The following is a 20,251-nucleotide window of genomic DNA, read 5'->3' on the forward strand; positions in this document are numbered from 1 at the left end:
GGCCGTGGCACCCGAGACGGCCGCGGTCGCCGCGGCTTTGAACCCGACGCGGAACCTGGATGGCACCGAAGCCCCGGCCGTGGCACCCGAGACGGCCGCGGTCGCCGCGGAGGGGCTGGTCGGGGATGAACGGATCGACCAGATCCTGGAGATCTTGAAGAGACTCCCTGCCGACACCTCCGCCGAGGATCGGGCGGTCGCGGAGAAGATCCTCGCCGACCTGGCCCCGACCGCCGGTCCGCAGCAGCTCGCCAAGGCCGAAGCGAACCTCCTGGGGGTGGCTGGACCCCGACGGCACCGAACCCCAAGACCCCGAACCCAAACAACCACGCCGGGAACTCACCCTGGAGCGCCGCAGGGACGGCTTCTGGAAACTCACCGGGCTGCTCGATGACGAGACCGGCGCCCGCACCGCCGCCGCACTCGAGGCCTACGCCCAGCCGCGGCCGGTCGACGAGTTCGGCCAAGCCGACCTGCGGATGAAATGCGAACGCCTGGGCGACGCCTGGGCCGAACTCCGGCCGGTCGACGAGTTCGGCCAAGCCGACCTGCGGATGAAATGCGAACGCCTGGGCGACGCCTGGGCCGAACTCCTCGACCTCGACGAGTTCGGCCAAGCCGACCTGCGGATGAAATGCGAACGCCTGGGCGACGCCTGGGCCGAACTCCTCGACCTGGCCATCGCGTGCCCGGACCAGCCCGGGATGAAATGCGAACGCCTGGGCGACGCCTGGGCCGAACTCCTCGACCTGGCCATCGCGTGCCCGGACCAGCCCGGCACCAGCGGCTACCGGACCTTGGTGCATGTCACCATCGGACTCGATGAGCTGAAATCCGGCCTCGGCACCGCCTGCCTCGACTTCGTCGGAACGATGACGGCGAGGGAAGCGCGGTTGGCCGCCTGCGACTGCCTGATGCTGCCGGTCGTGATGAGCACTGCTGGAGAACCCCTCGACGTGGGACGGCTCAGACGGTTCGTCACCCCAGGGCAAAGGCGCGCGTTGAACATCCGCGATGACGGTTGCGCCTTTCCTGGCTGCCATCGGAAACCGAAGAACTGCCACGCCCATCATATTGAGCACTGGGTGGACGGCGGGCCGACGGATCTTCGGAATCTCGTGCTGCTGTGCGGGTTCCACCATCGGCTGATTCATCACGGTGACTGGGAAGTACGGATGGCCGCCGACGGATTACCCGAGTTCATCCCACCCCAATACCGAGATCCGCTCCGACAACCCCGCCGCAACACCCTGCACCGCGTCTGAGCACCGACGAGCCCGCCGGCCACACCGGCGACGGGCCCTTCGGCATGCCCACGGGCAGAACGGAGCCTTGGACGGTATGGGTCTTCCCACCTGAATCGCGGTGGACGCTGATGCTGGCGATCATCGCGTCTGTGTAGCTACAGCCAGGTCGGAACGGTGGCCGACCGCAGCCACAACCAGAAGACCCGGCCACCAAACCCACGAACTCCGCCCTACGCCGCGGAATCCCACCAGTTCAGCACCCGGCTGCCAAACAGCGTCAGCCACTTCGAAGGCTCGCCCGCCGCGACGTCGACCTCGAACCACACCTGCCCGGCATGCCGGTGGGCCTGTAGCCAAGTCCCGTCCGGCTGCCGTGCGGCACGGATGCGTTCGACGGCGTCGGCCATTCGCGGATCCGGAGCCGTGCCGTCGTGCAGCGAAGCCTCGCGGAAGTAGTCGGCCGCGTTCAGCACGTCGTAGAACCAGCGGAACGGATAGGCGAAGACCGTGATCCACGGCGCGATCTCCGGACCGGTCGACAATCGCCGGAACAGCCCCCGCTCCAGCAGGTACTCCTCGCCCGAGCGCCGCGCGGACCGCGAAGCCGGAGTACCACCGGTCGCGGTTTCGAAGGCGAGCAGGCCTTTGAGCGAGTTCAGCGTCGAGTGCACGGACGAGCGCTGGGAACCTGAGATCCACTCGCAGTTCCAGCCACCGTCGGGTTGCTGATGCTCCGAGAACCACGTGACGAGCGGGGCGACGTCGGCACCGAGCCACAGGCCGTTCGCGAGGGTCCACGCGTTGATGCAGCAGTCGACCTCGCCACCCCAGTACGGGAGGTCGTCGTACTCCCACCGGCTGTTCCGAGCGAGGAGTTCGGCCGTCCCGGAAAGGGCCGCGGCGTCCATGCCCCACTCCCGCAGCGTGTTCAGCGACCACGTCGTCGCCGTCCACGGTTGTTCACCTTCCGCACCGGTGAATCCCGCGGGAAAGAACGCGCCGCCCGCCCACTGGCCGTCCGGGTCCTGGTGGGCGAGCAGCCGCGCGCCGAAGCCTTCGGTCGCGATCCGCGCCCGCGTCGCCTCCCAGACCTCGGGCGGTTCGTGCGCGAGGTCGCGTTCCACCTGCCAGCGCAGGGCGGGGTCCGAGTCGAGCAGCCACGGGAGCATGCCAAGACCTTAAGCCTGATGCCGCCGCGCGAGCGCCTCCGAACCTTGTGCGAGCAGGGTGACATCGGCGCCGACCAGCACGAACGAAGCGCCGGCGTCGAGGTAGCGCTGGGCCTGTGCCTGGTCGAACGCGTTGACGCCGACAGGTTTCCCCCGCGCGCGGACGGCCTCGAAGGTGCCCAAGACGGCCGCGGTGACGTCGGGGTGCGTCTGCTTTCCGAGCAGGCCCATCGAGGCGGCCAGGTCGGACGGCCCGACGAACACCCCGTCGACGCCGTCGACAGCGGCGATCTCGGCGGCCGCCGAGACTCCCGCCGTCGACTCGATCTGCACGAACAGCGACGTGAACTGCTCGGCCTTCGCGAGATAGTCCTCGACCCGGTTCCAGCGCGCCGACCGCGACAGAGCGCTGCCGACACCGCGCACGCCACGTGGCGGATAGCGGACGGCCCGCACGGCGGCCTCCGCCTCCTTCGCACTGTCGACCATGGGCACCAGCAGGTTCTGCGCGCCCAGGTCGAGCAGTTGCTTCAGCGCGACCTGGTCACCGGACGGGGCTCGCACCATCGGCGTGATGGGATACGCGGCGATCGTCTGCAGCAGCGACTGCACCGTCTCGAGCCCGGCGGGGGAGTGCTCGGTGTCGACGAGCAGCCAGTCGAGCCCGGAGCCCGCGCAGATCTCCGCGACGACAGGGCTGCCCGACGTGACCCACATGCCGATCAGCGGCCGCTCGCCCAGCCGATCCCGGAACGGCGGATCTAGACGAAGCGGCATGTGATGGCCCCCAGATCCCGGTAGTCGGCGGTCACGGTGTCGCCCGGGTGCACCCACATCGGCCGCGTGAACGACCCGGCCAGCACGATGTCGCCCGGATCGAGCTTGTCACCGTGCTGGGCGAGTTTGTTCGCCAGCCAGGCGACGCCGTTCGCGGGATGGTTCAGCACCGCGGCGGCGACCCCGGATTCCTCGATGGTCTCGTTGCGGTACAACAGCGCCGAAACCCACCGCAGGTCGACGGCGTCCACCGCGACCGGGTTGCCGCCGTACACCATCCCGCCCATTGCCGCGTTGTCGCTGATCGTGTCGACGATGGTCCGGCCCGCCATCTCGATCCGGGACGACAGGATCTCCAGCGCGGGCACGACGTACTCGGTCGCCCGCAATACGTCGAACACCGTGGCGTCCGGCCCCGAGAGGGAATCACGGAGGACGAAGGCCAGCTCGACCTCGATGCGCACGTTCGAGAACCGGCCGTGCTCGATCACGGAACCGTTCTCGAACACCATGTCCGCGAAGATGGCGCCGTAGTCGGGTTCGGTGATCCCGGTGGCGGCCTGCATGACCTTCGACGTGAGCCCGATCTTTCGCCCGACCGGACGGCGTCCCGCCGCGATACCCCGGCGCCGCCATTCGTTCTGCACGGCGTACGAGTCCTCGACGGTCATGTCCGGATAGCGCGCCGTCAGCAGCGGGATCGTCTCCCGGGCCTCCTCCGCGGCCGCCAGTTCGTCGGCGATCGCGGCGATCGTTTCCTGTTCGAGCATGTCCCCGCCTCAGAGCTGGTTGCCGAGTTTGTACTCGCCCTGTTTCCACGCCGGCAGTTCGCCTTCGTCGTCACCCTTGCGGGTGTACGAGAAGCCGTCGGCGCCGATGGTGACCTCCAGTTCGCTTTCCTCGGTCCGCGCGACCACGGGCTGCGGCTTGCCGTCGAGGTCGAGCACGAGCGAGGCGTCGGTGTACCAGGACGGGACCACCGGCGTGCCCCACCAGTCGCGGCGCTGGTTGTCGTGCACGTCCCAGGTGACGACCGGGTTGTCGGGGTCGCCGGTGTAGTAGTCCTGCGTGTAGATCTCGACGCGATGCCCGTCCGGATCGCGCAGGTACAGGTAGAACGCGTTCGAGACGCCGTGCCTGCCGGGGCCGCGTTCGATGTGGTCCGACATCCGCAGCGAGCCGAGTTTGTCGCAAATGGACAGGATGTTGTGCTTCTCGTGCGTGGCGAAGGCGACGTGGTGCATCCGCGGCCCGTCGCCGCCGGTCATCGCGGTGTCGTGCACGGTCGGCTTGCGGCGCATCCAGGCCGCGTACGTGACGCCCTGGTCGTCCTGGATGTCTTCGGTGACCCGGAAGTTGAGGTCTTCCATATGCTTCACCGCGAGCGGGACGTCCGGCGTGACCTGGTTGAAGTGGTCGAGCCGGACGAGCGCGCCCGGGACGTGCAGGTCGTAGCGCCAGCTGAGCCTGTCGACGTGCTGGACCTCGTGGAAGAACTCGAGCGGGAAGCCGAGGGGGTCCTGCACGCGCACCGAGTCGCCGATGCCTTTGGTGAACCCGTTCTCATTGCGTTCGACCCGGCAACCCAGTTCCGTGTAGAACGCGACGGCCTTGTCCAGGTCCTCCGGTGACCGCACCCGGTACGAGAAGGCCGCGACCGCCGCGACCGGACCTTGGCGCAGCACGAGGTTGTGGTGGATGAACTCGTCGATCGTACGGAGGCTGACCGTGGTCTCGTCCTCCTCGGTCACCGTGAGGCCGAGGACGTCGGCGTAGAACGCGCGCGACCGCGCCAGATCGGTGACGACGAGTTCCATGTACGCGCAGCGCAGGACGTCCGGCGGCGGTGATTTCGGGGTGGGGATCGGCTTCATTGCGTCATCCTTTGTGGACGGGGAACGGGGTCAGCCCTTGCCGAAGGCGGGGTTGTGCACCTCGCCGAGGTTGATGTGCACCGCCTGCTGGTCGGTGTAGAAGTCGATCGAGCGGTAGCCGCCCTCGTGTCCCAGCCCGGACGCCTTCACCCCGCCGAAGGGCGTGCGCAGATCGCGGACGTTGTTCGAGTTGAGCCACACCATGCCCGCCTCGACGGACTGCGCGAAGTTGTGCGCCCGTTTGAGATCGTTGGTCCAGACGTAGGCCGCGAGCCCGTACTTCGTGTTGTTCGCGAGCTCCAGCGCCTCTTCTTCGCTGTCGAACGGCGTGATCGCGACGACCGGGCCGAAGATCTCCTCCTGGAAGATCCGGGCGTCCGGTTTGACGTCGGCGAACACCGTCGGCGCCACGTAGTTCCCGCTCGGGAAGCCGTCCGGGCGGCCACCGCCGGCGACGAGCCTGCCCTCGGTCTTGCCGATCTCGATGTACTTCATGACCTTGTCGTAGTGCTCGGGGTGCACCAGCGCGCCGACCTCGGTCGCCGGGTCGCTCGGGTCGCCCACCTTGACCCGCTTGGCCTGCGCGGCGTAGCGCTCGACGAACTCGTCGTAGATCGCGCGCTCGACCAGGATCCGGCTGCCCGCTGTGCAGCGCTCGCCGTTGAGGGAGAAGACGCCGAAGATCGTCGCGTCGATCGCGGTCTCCAGATCGGCGTCGGCGAAGACGACGGCGGGCGACTTGCCGCCCAGCTCCATCGAGAGTCCTTTGAGGAACGGCGCCGCGTTGCCGAAGATCAGGCTGCCGGTGCCGCTCTCACCGGTGAACGAGATGAGCGGGACGTCCGGATGCTTCACCAGCGCGTCGCCGGCGTCCTCACCGAAGCCGTTGACGAGGTTGAACACGCCCGGCGGCAGCCCGGCCTCCTCGAAGATCTCAGCCCACAGCGAAGCGGAAAGCGGGGTGAACTCCGCGGGCTTGAGCACGACGGTGTTGCCCGTCGCGAGCGCGGGCGCGAGCTTCCACGACTCCAGCATGAACGGCGTGTTCCACGGCGTGATCAGGCCGGCGACGCCGATCGGCTTGCGGTTGACGTAGTTGATCTGACGGCCGGGCACCTTGTAGGTGTCGTCGGCCTGCGCGACTATCAGGTCTGCGAAGAACCGGAAGTTCTCCGCGGCCCGGCGCGCCTGGCCCAGCGCCTGCGAGATCGGCAGACCCGAGTCGAAACTCTCCAGCGCGGCCAGCCGCTTGTCCCGCGACTCGACGAGATCGGCGATGCGGTTCAGCACGCGCGACCGCTCGCGCGGCAGCAGCTTCGGCCAAGGCCCCTCGGTGAACGCCTTCCGCGCGGCGGCGACGGCGCGGTCGATGTCGGCCTTCTTCCCCGCGGCGGCCTGGACGTAGACCTCGTTGGTGACCGGGTCGAGCACGTCGAAGACGGCGCCGTCGGCCGAATCGGCGAGTTCGCCGCCGATGTAGTGCCGGATCCGCTCCGGGACACCGTCCGGGATCGGCCGGGGAGTGGTGGTGGTCAAGACTAGCCCTCCTCAGTCAGCGGTTCGCGCGCTCTCGAGCGTCCAAAAAGGCCTGCATGGTGGCCCAGCGGTGATTGCGCGCGGCGAATTCGATGTCGAGCGGATCGGCCTTCTCGGTGATCAGCCGGAGGATCTCTTCGTGTTCCTCGACCGACCGGTGCGCGCGGTCGGGCACGAACGCGAACGTGGAGTCGCGCAGCCCGGACAGCCGGGTCCAGCCCTGGTGCACGAGGTCGAGGATCTGCGGGTTCGGGCAGCATTCGAACAGCAGCGAGTGGAACTGCTGGTTCAGCGCGGTGAACTCGTGCGCGTCGAAGTGGTCCAGCAGCGTGATCATGCGCTCGTTCACCCGCCGCGCCCGCGCGATGTCCTCTTCGGACAGCCGCGGCGCGGACAGCGCGGTGGCGACCCCTTCGACGACACCGAGGGTCTGCATCGCGTGGACGTACTCGTTCTGGTCCACCATCGCCACGCGCGCGCCGACGTTGCGTTCGAAGGTCACCAGCCGTTCGGCCTCCAGCCGCCGGATCGCCTCGCGCACCGGGACTACGCTCATGTCGAGCGCGCCGGCGATCTCGGCGAGGACGAGCCGGTAGCCGGGTCCGTACTCGTGCCGGGCGATCCGCTCACGCAGCCACTCGTAGGCGAGTTCGGATTTGCTGGTCGTCTTCACTGCTTCTTCTGCCATGCCTCATACCTTTCCCGCCACAACGGGTTCAGCGGGAAGAGCCCCTCGATCGGGCGGCCCTGTCCGACCTGCTCGGCGATCCAAGCGTCTTCGTCCTCCTGGACGAGCGCCGCGTCGGCGATCTCTTCGGCCAGCGACGGCGGGATGACGACCACGCCGTCGTCGTCTCCGACGATGATGTCTCCGGGCAGCACGGTGGCCCCGCCGCAGGCGACCGCGACGTCGGTGTCCCACGGCACGTGTTTGCGGCCGAGGACCGCCGGATGCGGGCCCTGCGAGAACACCGGGAGGCCGGTCGCGGCGACGGCCTCGAAGTCGCGGACCCCGCCGTCGGTGATCACCCCGGCGGCGCCGAGGTAGCGTGCCCGGAGCGCCAGGATGTCCCCGAGCGTCCCGGAACCCTTGTCACCGCGGGCTTCGATGACGATCACCTCGCCGGCGCCGACCGAGTCGAACAGGCGCTTCTGCGCGTTGTAACCGCCACCGTGGGACTTGAAGAGGTCCTCGCGGTTCGGGACGAAACGCAGCGTCCGTGCCGTTCCGACGACCTTCGAGCCGGGCAGGTTCGGACGCACGCCGTCGATCGCGACGTTGTTCAGCCCGCGTTTGCGCAGCTGCGCCGACAAACCCGCGACGGGTGCGCGAAGAAGCTTGGCGCGCAGTTCCTCGCTGAGCGTGGGCGAGTTCTCTTCGACCTGTTCGACGGGCGTGCCCCAGGCCTCGGCGCGCTGCTTGTCGTCGACCTCGGGCAGGCTGCCGATGTCCGAAAAGGACCGGATGCCCTGGGTGACGGTGGTGTGGAGCCGTCCGCTGCTGAGGGAGGTGCCGGGAACGTCCACTTCGACCACGACGACGTCACCGGGGGAGACCACCGTCGAGCCGGCGGGGGTCCCAGTGAGGATGACGTCTCCCGGTTCGAGCGTGAAGTGCTGGGAGAGGTCGGAAACGAACTGCCGCAACGGGAAAAGCAGCCCGGCCGTGCTGTCCTCCTGCACCAGGTCGCCGTTCACCCACGTGCGGATGCGCAGCGACGAGGGATCGATGTCGCGCGCGTCGATGAGGCCGGGGCCGAGCGGGGTGTAGCCGTCGCCGCCCTTGGAACGGACGTTGGAGCCCTTGTCCGCGGCGCGCAGGTCGTAGAGGCCGAAGTCGTTCGCGGCGGTGACCGCGGCGACGTGGTCCCACGCCTTGTCCGGTTTCACCCACCGGGCCGTGGTGCCGATGACCAGGGCGATCTCGCCCTCGAAGGCCAATAGTTCGGTCCCGGCCGGACGTTCGACCGTGCCGCCGGACGTACCGATCGAGCTCGACGGCTTGAAAAAGTACGACGGGTTCGCCGGACGCCGCCCGCGCTGCTCGGCACGTGACGCGTAGCTGAGATGGACGGCGATGATCTTGCCCGGCCGGGTGGCCGTCGGACCGGACGGTGCCTCGTAAGTGCCCATGTTCCCCTGAATCCTCGAACCCTTGCTTCGTATCTAATAACGTATATGATTCCGTGCCACAGTGGCAAGGCGGTCACCGAGTGGCCTTCGCCTCGCCCGGGATCCCTGCGGGCCGCCACTCGCGTCAGGCCTATGTCAAAGGAGTCAAGGTGTCGAATCCAGCGCAGGATGAACGCACGCCCGGCCGGACCGCTCCACCGTCTTCCGATCGGCGCCGGGTCGCGTTCGCGACCGTCGTCGGTACCACGGTCGAGTGGTACGACTTCTTCGTTTACGCGTCCGCCGCCGGTCTCGTCTTCGGCAAGCTGTTCTTCTCCGGCCTCGGTGCCAACAGCACGCTCGTCTCCTTCGCCACGGTGGGCGTGAGCTTCCTGTTCCGCCCGCTCGGGGCGTTCCTCGCCGGGCACTTCGGCGACAAGTACGGCCGCCGGGTCGTCCTGGTGCTCACCCTGATCCTGATGGGCGTCGCGACCACGCTGATCGGCGTGCTCCCGACGTTCGATCAGATCGGTGTCCTCGCGCCGGTACTGCTGATCCTGCTTCGGATCCTGCAGGGCGTTTCGGCGGGTGGTGAATGGGGCGGCGCTGTCCTGATGGCCGTCGAGCACGCGCCCTCCAAGCGCAGGGGCCTCTTCGGCGCCTCGCCGCAGATCGGTGTCCCGCTCGGGCTGTTGCTGGCCTCCGGTGTCCTGGCGCTGACCAGCCTGCTCGTCCCGGGGCAGGCGTTCCTCGACTGGGGCTGGCGGATCCCGTTCCTGCTCAGTGTCGGGCTGATCCTGGTCGGCCACTACGTGCGGCGCCGCGTCGAGGAGAGCCCGGTCTTCCGGGAGATCGCCGAACGGCGCGAGCAGACCAGGACGCCGATCATCCAGCTGTTCCGTAAGCACGCCGTGCTCGTTCTCGTCGCCGCGCTGGTGTTCGCGGGCAACAACGCCGTCGGCTACATGACCACCGGCGGCTACATCCAGGACTACGCGACCAACCCGAAGGGCCCGATCGGCCTCGACCGCGGTCCGGTCTTGTGGGCGGTGACCGCCTCGGCGGCGACCTGGCTGCTGTCGACGTGGGCGGCGGGCGCGGTGTCCGACCGGATCGGCAGGCGGCGCACCTACGTGGTCGGCTGGATCGCGCAACTCGCCGGCGTCGCGCTGCTCTTTCCCTTGGTGGACACCGGGAACATCGTGTTGCTGGCGCTGGGCCTGATCATCCTCAGTGTCGGGCTCGGGTTCACCTACGGCCAGCAGGCGGCGTTCTACGCGGAGCTGTTCCCAGCGTCGATCCGGTTCTCCGGTGTTTCGATCTCGTACGCGCTCGGTGCGATCCTCGGCGGCGCGTTCGCGCCGACGATCGCCACCGCGCTGGTCGACGCGACCGGCACATCGGTGTCCGTGGCCGTCTATCTGGGCGGGATGACCGTCATCGGCCTCATCGCCACCTTGCTGCTGCGTGACCGGTCGGGAATCCCGCTCGGGCCGGACCACGAAGCCGAGCAGGCGGTCAGCCCGCTGCGCTTCTCGAAGTGATCCCGCCGTCCGTGACGCTCACCCGCCGAGAGCGTCACGGACGGCCTTCGCCGCCGCCTTGAGCCGCTCCGCGAGCTCGGCGGGGGTTCGCGTGCTGGACAGGTAGACGACCGCGAGCGCCGCGGGAGCGTGCCCGCGCAGGGAGAGTGGCACGGCCACCGAGCTGAGGTTCTCGATCACCTCGCCGTGGCTGTCCGCGTAGCCGCGGTCGGTGACTTCCTTGATCCCCTCCGGCCAGTCCTCTTCCGGTAGCTGGGAAAGAATCGCGCGGCCGGGAGCGCCCGCGGTGAACGGATGCCTGGACCCCGGGCGCTGCGCGACGGACGCGACGGCGTGCCGGGGTTCCACGCTGACCAGGGTCACGCATTCCTCGCGGTCCATCACCGCCACGAAACACGTCATGCCGAGTTCGTTCGCGGCCGCCGTCAGCTCCGGCAGGGCCGCGGCCTGCAGATCGTGTTTGACCCCCGCCGCCAGCGCGGCAAGCCGCGCGCCCAGTTCGTATTTCCCCGCGGGTTCCCGCGCGAGGAGCCCGTGCTCTTCGAGGGTGCGGATGAGCCGGTACGCGATCGACCGGTGCACGCCGAGCCGTTCGGCGATCCGGTCGACACTGAGCGGTTCTTGGGCGTCGGCAAGGACTTCGAGGACACGGATGCCGCGGCTGAGCGTCTGGGACGTGCTCGCGGTCTTGCGGGACTCCGAAATCATTGTATACGATCCATTTCGATAGTTGAACTGGCTGTTCGATTATAGAACAGGAACCGACTGGGTGGTCACGATGTCACGCGAAACCAGTTTCTCGCCGGGTTCGAGCCTGTACCGGCCACCCGCGCAGTTCTTCCGAGGCTGTCTCGGCCGGTTCGCGACGGGAGTGGCCGTCGTGACCTTCGACGCCGCCACGAAACGGCACGGCCTGACGGTGAACTCCTTCACCGCGGTCTCGATGGATCCGCCGCTCGTGCTCGTCTCCATCCAGCGCACCGTGAAGAGTCACGACCTGCTCGCCGGGCGCCCGTTCGCGGTCAACGTCCTCGGCGCCGAACAGGAGGCGCTGGCGATGAACTTCGCCGGCCGCCCGACCCCCGAAGGTGCGCCGACGTGGGTCGAAGGCGGGCACGCGCCGCGGCTCGGCGGCGTCCTCAGCTGGTTCGACTGCACGCCGTGGGCCGCCTACGACGGTGGCGACCACACCCTGTTCCTCGGCGAGGTGCAGGAGTTCGACTACCGCTCCGGCGACGCGCTCGGCTTCGTCAACGGGCAGTTCTCGACCATCCACGAATCCGCGCAAGGCCACGAATCCCTGTTCTGACAACGACGTCCACCCGAGAAGGAGCACGACATGGGAGCCCGTACCGGACAGCAGTACCTCGACAAGCTCAACGCGATGACGCCGGAGTTGTACGTCGACGGCGAGAAGGTGACTTCGAAGGTCGCCGAGCACCCGGCGTTCCGCAACAACGCGCTGACCTACGCGAAGCTGTTCGACCTTCAGCACGATCCGGCGCACCGTGACGTCCTGACCTACGAATCGCCGACCACGGGGGAGCGGGTCGGCACGTCGTTCCTGGTGCCGCGCAGCGAGGAAGACCTCAAGCGCCGTCGCGCCGCCTTCTCCGTGTGGGCCCAGTACTCCAACGGTTTCCTCGGCCGCACCGGCGACTACATGAACTCGTCGCTCACCGCGCTCTCGACCGCGAAGAAGTTCTTCTCCCAGGCCGATCCCGTCTACGGCGAACGCATCCAGAAGTACTACGAGATGGCCCGCGAGAACGACCTCCTCGCGACGCACACCCTGATCCCGCCGCAGGTCAACCGTTCGGTGTCGGGCAGCCAGCAGGGTGGCGGCAACCTGTCGGCGAAGGTGGTCGAGGAACGGGAAGACGGCATCGTCGTCCGCGGCGCCCGGATGCTCGCCACCATCGCGCCGATCGCCGACGAACTCCTGGTCTTCCCGTCGACGGTTCTGCGCGGTACTCCTGAGGACGCGCCGTACTCGTACGCTTTCGCCGTCCCGAACGACGCGCCCGGCCTCAAGTACTTCTGCCGGGCCGGGCTCGACCACGGCCGATCGCATTTCGACGAGCCGCTCGCCTCCCGCTTCGAGGAGATGGACGCGGTCGTGGTGTTCGACGACGTCTTCGTCCCGAACGAGCGGGTCTTCCTCTTGGGACACCCGGAACTGTGCAACGCCTGGTACTCCGAGACCGGCGCCGGCGCGCTCATGACCCACCAGGTCGTCACGCGCACGCTGGCCAAGACGGAGTTCTACCTCGGCCTCGCCAGTGAGATCGCCGCCGCCATCGGCATCGGTGGCTTCCAGCACATCCAGCAGGACCTGTCGGAGCTGATCTCCTACGTCGAGATCGAAAAAGCCGTGCTGCGCGCGGCGGAGGCCGACGGGAAACTCAGCGAGGACGGCGTCTTCCTGCCCAAGTGGGAAGTCCTCAACGCCGCCCGGAACTGGTACCCCACGAAGGTCTCGCCGCGGCTGACCGAGATCATTCGCAAGTTCTCCGCCTCGGGGCTCATGGCCCTGCCGGGTGAAGCGGACTTCGAGGCCGAGGGCCGTCCCGACATCGACACGTACCTCCAGTCGGCCACCCTGCCGGCCAAGGATCGCGCGCGGCTGTTCAAGCTGGCGTTCGACGCGTCGGTCTCGAGCTTCGCCGGACGGGAGTCGCTGTACGAGTACTTCTTCTTCGGCGACCCGGTGCGGATGGCGGGCGCCCAGGTGAACGCGTACCCGAGGGAGGCGCTGCAGGAACGCGTCCGAGAGCTGCTGGCACGCGACGAGTGACGGGTTCTCCTCGTGTGAGGCAGCGACGGTCTTAGCCAACGGTGTCCGCCGGCTCCCGGCCGCTGTTGATCCTGCGCCAGGGGTCTGGAGGCGGCGTCGCGAAAGCCACTTTCGGGACACCAGACGTCTCGAAAGTGGCTTTCGCGACATGATCACCAGGCGGTCCCGGGCCCGGCCAAGCCCAGCACAACCCCGGTACCAAGCGGGTCAGGACTGCTGCTTGTCCCGCCATGCGATCCAGGACCGCAGNTGCGCCAGGGGTCTGGAGGCGGCGTCGCGAAAGCCACTTTCGGGACACCAGACGTCTCGAAAGTGGCTTTCGCAACCCCAGTCAAGCCCAGTCCGCGCCACCGAGCCGTCCTAGCCACTCACGAGGCCGGCGTGGGCGGGGACACGCCCGGGACGCAAGAACTTGATTCATTCCAGAAAATGGGCCAGACTGCGGCCGTGCCCACGACCCCGGACTTCGAGCGGATGCTGCGCGGGGCCTCCCTGCGCGTGACGCGTCCCAGGGTGGCCGTGCTGACAGCGGTACGCGACCACCCGCACGCCGACACCGACTCGATCATCGGGGCCGTGCGCGCGGAACTCGGCGAGGTCTCTCACCAGGCCATCTACGACGTGTTGCGGGCACTGACCGCCGCGGGTCTCGTGCGGCGGATCCAGCCGTCCGGATCCGTGGCACGGTACGAGTCCCGGGTCGGGGACAACCACCACCACGTCGTGTGCCGGACCTGTGGTGCCATCGCCGACGTCGACTGCGCCGTCGGTCCCGCACCCTGTTTGACCGCGTCGAACGACCAAGGCTTCGTGATCGAAGAGGCCGAGGTCATCTACTGGGGCCTGTGTCCCGACTGTGCCATCGAACCCCGTTCCTGAGCCCTGCAGTTCTGATTCCCCGGAAGGATTCCCGTGTCTGACAGCCCGGACGCCGTCATCGGCGAAATGAACGAAGAGAGCGCGGGCGGCTGCCCCGTCTCGTCGGGCCGCCGCAACCACCCCACCGAAGGCGCGGGCAACCGCGACTGGTGGCCGAACCAGCTCAACCTGAAGATCCTCCGGAAGCACTCGGCCGCGTCCGACCCGATGGACGCCGGGTTCGACTACGCCGCCGAGTTCAAGACCCTCGACCTCACCGAGCTCGCGAAGGACGTCGACGCCGTCCTCACGACTTCGCAGGACTGGTGGCCCGCGGACTTCGGCCACTACGGCGGCTTCATGATCCGCATGGCGTGGCACAGCGCGGGCACCTACCGCATCGAGGACGGCCGCGGTGGCGCGGGCGCGGGCATGCAGCGGTTCGCCCCGCTCAACAGCTGGCCGGACAACGGCAACCTGGACAAGGCCCGCCGCCTGCTCTGGCCGGTCAAGAAGAAGTACGGCCGCAAGATCTCGTGGGCCGACCTGATGATCTTCACCGGCAACCGCGCCCTGGAGACCATGGGCTTCAAGACCTTCGGCTTCGCCGGTGGCCGCGCGGACGTCTGGGAGCCGGACGAGGACGTGTACTGGGGTCCCGAGCGCACCTGGCTCGGCGACGAGCGCTACACCGGCGACCGTGAGCTGGAGAACCCGCTGGCCGCCGTGCAGATGGGTCTCATCTACGTGAACCCGGAAGGCCCGAACGGCAACCCGGACCCGCTGGCCGCCGCCCGCGACATCCGCGAGACGTTCGGCCGGATGGCGATGAACGACGAGGAGACCGTCGCGCTGATCGCCGGCGGCCACAGCTTCGGCAAGACGCATGGCGCGGCCGACCCGGACAAGTACGTCGGCCCCGAGCCCGAAGGCGCCTCGATCGAGGAGCAGGGCCTCGGCTGGAAGAACACCTTCGGCAGCGGCAAGGGCCGCGACGCGATCACCAGTGGTCTCGAGGTCACGTGGACGCCGACCCCGACCCAGTGGAGCAACTGGTTCTTCCACAACCTCTTCGAGTACGAGTGGGAGCTGACCAAGAGCCCGGCGCGCGCCCACCAGTGGGTCCCGAAGGACGGCAAGGCGAAGAACACCGTGCCGGACCCCGAGGACGGCAAGCTCAACCGCGCGCCCGGCATGCTCACCACCGACCTGGCGCTGCGTTTCGACCCGGTCTACGAGCAGATCTCGCGCCGGTTCTACGAGAACCCGGACCAGTTCGCGGACGCCTTCGCCCGCGCCTGGTTCAAGCTGACCCACCGTGACATGGGCCCGATCCAGCGCTACCTCGGCCCGCTGGTGCCGCAGGAGACGCTGATCTGGCAGGACCCGGTGCCCGCCGTCGACCACGAGCTGATCGACGACGCGGACATCGCCTCCCTCAAGGAGAAGCTGCTCGCTTCGGGCCTTTCGGTCTCGCAGCTGGTCTCCACCGCTTGGGCGTCGGCCTCGACCTTCCGCGGCAGCGACAAGCGCGGTGGCGCGAACGGCGCCCGCATCCGCCTCGAGCCGCAGCGTGACTGGGAGGTCAACGACCCGCAGACGCTGTCCCAGGTGCTGCGGACCCTCGAGGGTGTCCAGGAGGCGTTCAACAGCGCCCAGACCGGCGGTAAGAAGGTCTCGCTCGCCGACCTGATCGTGCTGGGCGGCGTCGCCGCCGTCGAGCAGGCCGCGAAGGAGGGCGGCTTCGAGGTCACCGTGCCGTTCACCCCGGGCCGCACCGACGCGACGGAGGAGCAGACCGACGCCGAGTCGTTCGCCCCGCTGGAGCCGACCGTCGACGGGTTCCGCAACTACCGCGGCAAGGGTCACCGTCTCCCGACGGAGTACCTGCTCATCGACCGCGCGAACCTGCTGAACCTGAGCGCGCCCGAGATGACCGTCCTCGTCGGCGGTCTGCGGGTTCTCGGCGCCAACGCCCAGCAGTCCAAGCACGGCGTGTTCACCGAGAAGCCGGGGTCGCTGACCAACGACTTCTTCGTGAACCTGCTCGACATGGGCGTCCAGTGGACCGCCACGTCGGAGGACGCGGAGACCTTCGAGGGCCGCGATTCCGCGACCGGCGAGGTCAAGTGGACCGGTACCCGCGCCGACCTCGTGTTCGGGTCCAACTCCGAGCTTCGCGCGGTGGCGGAGGTCTACGCCAGCGACGACGCCAAGGAGAAGTTCGTCCGTGACTTCGTTTCCGCGTGGGACAAGGTCATGAACCTCGACCGGTACGACCTGGTCTGAAGCTGATCCGAACGTCCGGGCCCGTCGCATTCCGCGGCGGGCCCGGACGTTTTCATTGGTGCTGCATATCCGGTTCCGGGTAGTCGCCCGCCTTGCGTTCGAGCGCGGTGGTGAAGACACCCAGCGCGATCATGCCGACGCCCAGGCCGAGATGCAGCCAGTTGTCGGCGACGTTGAACGGCAGGAAGTTCCCCGGGCTGCTCTGCGGGATCGCCAGGCCGATGATCCACAGAAGCAGGTAGCTCCCGCCGCCGACCATCAGGAAGATCCGGGAAGCGGCGCGTTTGCGCGCGGCGAGCACGCCCACCACGCCGAACAGCAGATGCACCAGGTTGTGCAGGATCGACACGGCGAAGACGCCGAACAACCGGGCTTCGGAATGGTGCCCGGCGAATTCGAGCCCGTCGTAGCCGGTGGTGATGCCCGGGATGAAGCCGAGGACGCCGACCACGAGGAAGACCGCGCCGACGGCCAACGCGGCCACTTGCGGCGGGCGCCGCGCGGTCGCGGTCATGATTCCCGACCACCCGGTTCCCGGGTCTCGTCCTGCTCGACGCTCTTGCGTTGTTCCGACGGCGAGTTCGGGTCGTCGCCGGGGTCAGCGCCTTCGGCCGGGTCCGAGGGGCGGGAGTCGCGCGCCGTGTCTTCTCGTTCCATGTCCGCCGGGTACCCCTGGTGTGCGGGGATAATCCTCGGCTTCCGGCGCGCGGCCGGCCACCGGTTCGGCCAGACTGGGATCCGGGTTGCGAGCGGTGAGCGGGAGGAACGGGTGCCGGATCTGCTGGCGGCGGGAGGCTGGGGTCTGCTGGCCGGGTCGGCGTTGCTGCTCGGTGCCGTGGCCGGTTTCCTGATCCGGATTCCGGGCAGGGTGGTGGCAGGCGTCATGGCCTTCGGGAGCGGCGTGCTGATCTCCGCCGTCTCCTTCGAGTTGATCGCCGAGGCGCACGAAAGGGGAGGCTTCCTGCCGGCCGCGCTCGGTGCGCTCAGCGGTGCGCTGGTCTACACCGTCGCGAACGTCGGGCTCGCCCGGCGAGGCGCCCGGCATCGCAAACGCTCGGGTGACCAGCAACCGTCCGAGGCCGAGCAGGCGGGCTCCGGAACCGCCATCGCGCTGGGCGCCCTGCTGGACGGAATCCCGGAATCGATGGTGATCGGCACCAGCCTGCTCGGCGGCGGAAGTGTCAGCGTCGTGACCGTGGCCGCGGTGTTCATCAGCAACGTCCCGGAAGGGCTGTCCAGCGCCGCGGGGATGAAGCGGGCCGGCCGGAGCCCGCGCTATGTCTTCGCGCTCTGGAGTGGCATCGCCGTGCTCAGCGGTATGGCCGCGTTGCTGGGCTACGGCGTCCTCGGCGAAGCCTCCGGTGCCACCCTCGCGGTGATCACCGCGATCGCGGGAGGTGCCATCCTCGCGATGATCGCCGACACGATGATCCCCGAAGCCTTCGAGGACGCGCAGTTGTGGACCGGGCTGATCACGGTCGCGGGCTTTCTGACCGCTTTCGGCCTTTCCCACCTCGGGTGATCGGCGATCAGACCTCGCCGGAAGCCAGCAAGCTCAGCAGTTCGGCGTGCCCGGCCTGGGTGATCAGGCTGGCGGCGTCGAAGTAGATGCGCTCGTTGGTAATCCGGTCCTCGTCGAAGAAGAACACCGCGATGATCGGCACCCGGAACGCCTTGCCGGTGGGCGGGCGGCCGTAGAACTCACCGAGGTTGGTGCCGAGCAGGTCGAATTCGACGATCACCGACTCGTCGGCGAAGTGATACCGGACGTTGTCGTGCCGCTGGTCCGGGAACGCAGTCCGGGTCATGCGGTAGTACGCCATGACCTCTTCGTCGCCGTCGAAGATCTGCCCGGTGGCCATGATCTCGTAGTGCGGATGGCCGTTGAAGGTGCCCAGCGTGCGGTCGAACTCGTGGGCCACCTCGGTGTCCATGTGCTCTTCGATGATCTTGAGGCGGCGCTCGCGCAGGTCTTCGCTGATCACTGGTCCTCCGGGTCGGTCCTGGTCGCGATCCGGAGCCTACCGCCCGCGGCCTCGTCGTCGGTGCCGTAGAGCAGGCTGCCGCACGAGCGCGACAGGCACGTCATGGCCTCGATCTTGTGGCCGGGGAAGTCGCCGATCTTCACCGGGACAGGGGAGAGGGCGATCGAACCGTCGGAACGGAGGACGCCGGCCTCGTACACGGCCGAATCGAAGGGGCCTTCGTCGCCGGGGTCCGAGGCGGCCGAGATCAGGACGCGGTCGTCCGCGGTGATCTCCACGTCCGAGGTGTGCCGGACGTGGGTGGCCGGGTACGTGACGCGGAACGGGATCGACTTCGGCTTCTTGAAGGAGAGCTTCGAGACCGAGAACTCCGCCGAGTAGAGCGTGGCCGGGCGGGCGTCCTGGCCGCGGTCCGCCCAGACCGCGAACAATCGGTCATTCACCTTTTTCAGCGCGAAACCCTCGTAATTGTCCTCCGGATCACCCTTCGGTACCTGGAAAGTGCCGAGTACTTTCAGGCGCCTGTCCTTCAAGGTGAAGTGAAAGCCTTCGCCGTCGCTGGCCAGTGCGACGAATTCGCCGTTCTTCCCCGGTACGGGTTCGGCCGCTTCGAGATCGACCGGTAGCTCTCCTGGCCAGTCGATGGTGTCCACCTTGGACACCTTGCCGTGGTCGAGACGAACCCGGACGGCGCGATTCTCGCCGGGTTTCTTGTTGTCCCGGAGGACAAGTGCGTCGATCCGGTCGTCGTCCCGGTCGAGGACGGCGATACCGCTGGCGCCGGACGTCATGCCGGTGCCGATGGATTCCCAGCCGTCGTCGGCCAGTGCGGCGGACGGCAGGAACAGGGGAATGGTCAAGGCCGGGAGAATCGCGAGGGAGGCGAATTTCATGTCGCGCCCCGTTCAGCCGCAGGACAGGGTGCCGGCGCGCAGCGCGTGGCCGCCCTCGTTGCCGTCGTCGGCCCAGACGACCTGCTTGCTCCCGGAGGCGCACGTGGCCGAGATCGCGAACCCTTCGTTGTTGTAGTCCGGCATCCCGGCCGGACGGTCGTAGGTGGCCGTGACGGCGAACTTGCCCTGCGCGTCGACGGCCAGCGTCGTCGAGTCACCGCCACAGGTGTCGTCGCAGACCGCCCACAGCTTGCCGGTCGAAGCCTCGTACTCGAGTTCCATGATCGAGCCGAGCCCGCTCGCGAAACTCGCGACCCGGGTGTACTTCCCGCCCGCCTGGTCGAGCGCGTAGGCGTAGATCATCCCGTTGCTTTCGAGGCCGACGAGGTAGAGGCCGGTGCCGTGGCCGGGATAGGTGCTCGGGTTGTACGGCGCCTTCGTGCGCTGATCCACGAATCCCTTGGCGGTGAGGGCGCTGTCCGGGACCCACGAGACGGCTTCGAGGCCGTCGTTGGCCGACACCTTCGGCAGGTCCGCCGTCAGGTTCCATTCGGCCTTGGCACTGAGCGTCTTGGCCGAACCGGACACGTCGTACCGGAGCACCTTGAGGGCGCTCGTCTTGCTGTTGTCGCCGTCGCGTTCGGTGGCCGCGACCACGCCGTCCGGGGTGGCGACGACGGCTTCGGCATCGGGGTCGCCCTTGCCGTCGCGGTAGCGCAGTGCCTTGCCCGACGACCAGCCGTTGGTGGTGTCCGGCCGCCACTTGGCGCCGTCGCGCACGAGGCGGTACAGCGTCCCGGGACCGTTCTTGACCGCCCACAGGACATCGGGACTGCCGAAGGACAGGCCGCTCATGTTGCCGCCGAGGACGTTCGAACCGTCGGCGTTCGTGACGGCTGAAGCGCCAGGCCAGGGGCTGTTCGCCAAAGTGCTCGCGGCGGCGGGCGTGGCGGGCAGGACCAGGAGGGCGGCGGCTACGGCGGCCACGGCGGCGGGCCGGATCCGGCGGGTTGATCGGGGCATTCGCGCTCCTTCGGGGCGGACGAAGTGGGTCGCGGCGTGTCTTCACAAGTTAAGTAAGTTTCCTTACGAATACAAGATATCGCCAGGTTCCCACGAAATGAAGCAACGTTGGATTTACAAATGGTGACCACTTGTCAAACCTGATGT

At 68.2% G+C, this 20,251-nt stretch carries 19 protein-coding genes and 2 pseudogenes; 8 read left to right on the top strand and 13 right to left on the bottom strand.

Going from position 1 to position 20,251, the window contains the following annotated elements; all coding sequences use genetic code 11:
• Nucleotides 1–28: 28 nt before the first annotated feature.
• Both ACXIZN_RS10640 and ACXIZN_RS10645 read left to right on the top strand, forming a co-directional pair.
• Nucleotides 29–506, top strand: a pseudogene (locus ACXIZN_RS10640) (DUF222 domain-containing protein); the annotation flags it as partial.
• 99 nt (nucleotides 507–605) lie between these two features.
• Nucleotides 606–1,265: pseudogene (locus tag ACXIZN_RS10645) on the top strand (DUF222 domain-containing protein); the annotation flags it as partial.
• 212 nt (nucleotides 1,266–1,477) lie between these two features.
• Here the strand turns inward: ACXIZN_RS10645 and ACXIZN_RS10650 are convergent.
• From ACXIZN_RS10650 to ACXIZN_RS10680, 7 genes are read right to left on the bottom strand one after another with little or no spacing between them, the layout of a single operon-like run.
• A complete protein-coding gene (locus ACXIZN_RS10650) occupies nucleotides 1,478–2,416 on the bottom strand; it encodes a squalene cyclase (RefSeq protein ID WP_457954002.1) in 939 nt (312 codons plus the stop codon).
• Nucleotides 2,417–2,425: 9 nt separating this feature from the next.
• On the bottom strand, nucleotides 2,426–3,193 hold the full coding sequence (locus ACXIZN_RS10655; protein WP_457954004.1) for an HpcH/HpaI aldolase family protein: 768 nt from the start codon (nucleotides 3,191–3,193) through the stop codon (nucleotides 2,426–2,428).
• Entirely contained in the window at nucleotides 3,178–3,963 is a 786-nt protein-coding gene (gene hpaH, locus ACXIZN_RS10660) for a 2-oxo-hept-4-ene-1,7-dioate hydratase (protein WP_126735016.1), read from the bottom strand. Before hpaH ends, ACXIZN_RS10655 begins: the two co-directional genes overlap by 16 nt.
• Nucleotides 3,964–3,972: 9 nt before the next feature.
• Nucleotides 3,973–5,067, bottom strand: coding sequence for a 3,4-dihydroxyphenylacetate 2,3-dioxygenase (hpaD, locus tag ACXIZN_RS10665; RefSeq protein ID WP_457954006.1), 1,095 nt, complete (start codon nucleotides 5,065–5,067; stop codon nucleotides 3,973–3,975).
• Nucleotides 5,068–5,097: 30 nt separating this feature from the next.
• Nucleotides 5,098–6,603, bottom strand: coding sequence for a 5-carboxymethyl-2-hydroxymuconate semialdehyde dehydrogenase (gene hpaE / locus ACXIZN_RS10670; protein ID WP_457954007.1), 1,506 nt, complete (start codon nucleotides 6,601–6,603; stop codon nucleotides 5,098–5,100).
• Nucleotides 6,604–6,619: 16 nt separating this feature from the next.
• Nucleotides 6,620–7,291 (bottom strand): GntR family transcriptional regulator, encoded by a 672-nt coding sequence (locus tag ACXIZN_RS10675; protein WP_457954009.1) that lies wholly within the window; start codon nucleotides 7,289–7,291, stop codon nucleotides 6,620–6,622.
• Nucleotides 7,273–8,736: a fumarylacetoacetate hydrolase family protein gene (locus ACXIZN_RS10680; protein WP_457954011.1), complete on the bottom strand. Its 1,464-nt coding sequence runs from the start codon at nucleotides 8,734–8,736 to the stop codon at nucleotides 7,273–7,275. Before ACXIZN_RS10680 ends, ACXIZN_RS10675 begins: the two co-directional genes overlap by 19 nt.
• Before the next feature lie 149 nt (nucleotides 8,737–8,885).
• On the opposite strand from ACXIZN_RS10680, the gene ACXIZN_RS10685 reads away from it, so the two are divergent.
• Nucleotides 8,886–10,259, top strand: coding sequence for an MFS transporter (locus ACXIZN_RS10685; RefSeq protein ID WP_457954013.1), 1,374 nt, complete (start codon nucleotides 8,886–8,888; stop codon nucleotides 10,257–10,259).
• Between the two features lie 18 nt (nucleotides 10,260–10,277).
• Here the strand turns inward: ACXIZN_RS10685 and ACXIZN_RS10690 are convergent, their stop codons facing one another.
• A complete protein-coding gene (locus ACXIZN_RS10690) occupies nucleotides 10,278–10,967 on the bottom strand; it encodes an IclR family transcriptional regulator (RefSeq protein WP_457954014.1) in 690 nt (229 codons plus the stop codon).
• 70 nt (nucleotides 10,968–11,037) lie between these two features.
• On the opposite strand from ACXIZN_RS10690, the gene ACXIZN_RS10695 reads away from it, so the two are divergent.
• The 4 genes from ACXIZN_RS10695 to katG all read left to right on the top strand — a co-directional run bounded on the left by ACXIZN_RS10695 (nucleotide 11,038) and on the right by katG (nucleotide 16,203).
• A complete protein-coding gene (locus ACXIZN_RS10695; RefSeq protein ID WP_257486340.1) occupies nucleotides 11,038–11,568 on the top strand; it encodes a flavin reductase family protein in 531 nt (176 codons plus the stop codon).
• Between the two features lie 30 nt (nucleotides 11,569–11,598).
• Nucleotides 11,599–13,056, top strand: a complete 1,458-nt coding sequence (gene hpaB / locus ACXIZN_RS10700) for a 4-hydroxyphenylacetate 3-monooxygenase, oxygenase component (protein WP_457954015.1) — start codon at nucleotides 11,599–11,601, stop codon at nucleotides 13,054–13,056.
• 447 nt (nucleotides 13,057–13,503) lie between these two features.
• Nucleotides 13,504–13,935: a Fur family transcriptional regulator gene (locus ACXIZN_RS10705; RefSeq protein ID WP_257486342.1), complete on the top strand. Its 432-nt coding sequence runs from the start codon at nucleotides 13,504–13,506 to the stop codon at nucleotides 13,933–13,935.
• Nucleotides 13,936–13,968: 33 nt separating this feature from the next.
• Nucleotides 13,969–16,203 carry a catalase/peroxidase HPI gene (katG, locus tag ACXIZN_RS10710; RefSeq protein ID WP_457954016.1) on the top strand — a complete coding sequence of 745 codons (2,235 nt, stop codon included), beginning with the start codon at nucleotides 13,969–13,971 and terminating at the stop codon, nucleotides 16,201–16,203.
• Nucleotides 16,204–16,255: 52 nt separating this feature from the next.
• On the opposite strand, the gene ACXIZN_RS10715 is transcribed toward katG, so the two are convergent.
• Together ACXIZN_RS10715 and ACXIZN_RS10720 are read right to left on the bottom strand one after the other, a co-directional pair.
• Nucleotides 16,256–16,717: a DUF4383 domain-containing protein gene (locus ACXIZN_RS10715; protein WP_457954017.1), complete on the bottom strand. Its 462-nt coding sequence runs from the start codon at nucleotides 16,715–16,717 to the stop codon at nucleotides 16,256–16,258.
• The gene (locus ACXIZN_RS10720; protein WP_457954018.1) at nucleotides 16,714–16,860 is read right to left on the bottom strand and encodes a hypothetical protein; all 147 of its coding nucleotides are present in this window, start codon (nucleotides 16,858–16,860) and stop codon (nucleotides 16,714–16,716) included. Before ACXIZN_RS10720 ends, ACXIZN_RS10715 begins: the two co-directional genes overlap by 4 nt.
• Nucleotides 16,861–16,972: 112 nt before the next feature.
• On the opposite strand from ACXIZN_RS10720, the gene ACXIZN_RS10725 reads away from it, so the two are divergent.
• A complete protein-coding gene (locus ACXIZN_RS10725) occupies nucleotides 16,973–17,725 on the top strand; it encodes a ZIP family metal transporter (RefSeq protein WP_457954019.1) in 753 nt (250 codons plus the stop codon).
• 7 nt (nucleotides 17,726–17,732) lie between these two features.
• On the opposite strand, the gene ACXIZN_RS10730 is transcribed toward ACXIZN_RS10725, so the two are convergent.
• The 3 genes from ACXIZN_RS10730 to ACXIZN_RS10740 are packed head-to-tail and all read right to left on the bottom strand — an operon-like array spanning nucleotide 17,733 to nucleotide 20,104.
• Nucleotides 17,733–18,188: an ester cyclase gene (locus ACXIZN_RS10730; protein ID WP_126735028.1), complete on the bottom strand. Its 456-nt coding sequence runs from the start codon at nucleotides 18,186–18,188 to the stop codon at nucleotides 17,733–17,735.
• Nucleotides 18,185–19,081: a hypothetical protein gene (locus ACXIZN_RS10735; RefSeq protein ID WP_457954020.1), complete on the bottom strand. Its 897-nt coding sequence runs from the start codon at nucleotides 19,079–19,081 to the stop codon at nucleotides 18,185–18,187. The genes ACXIZN_RS10730 and ACXIZN_RS10735 overlap by 4 nt, the downstream gene beginning before the upstream one ends.
• Nucleotides 19,082–19,093: 12 nt before the next feature.
• A complete protein-coding gene (locus ACXIZN_RS10740) occupies nucleotides 19,094–20,104 on the bottom strand; it encodes a hypothetical protein (RefSeq protein ID WP_457954022.1) in 1,011 nt (336 codons plus the stop codon).
• Nucleotides 20,105–20,251 lie beyond the last annotated feature (147 nt).

It is taken from the genome of Amycolatopsis sp. TRM77291 (assembly GCF_054166285.1).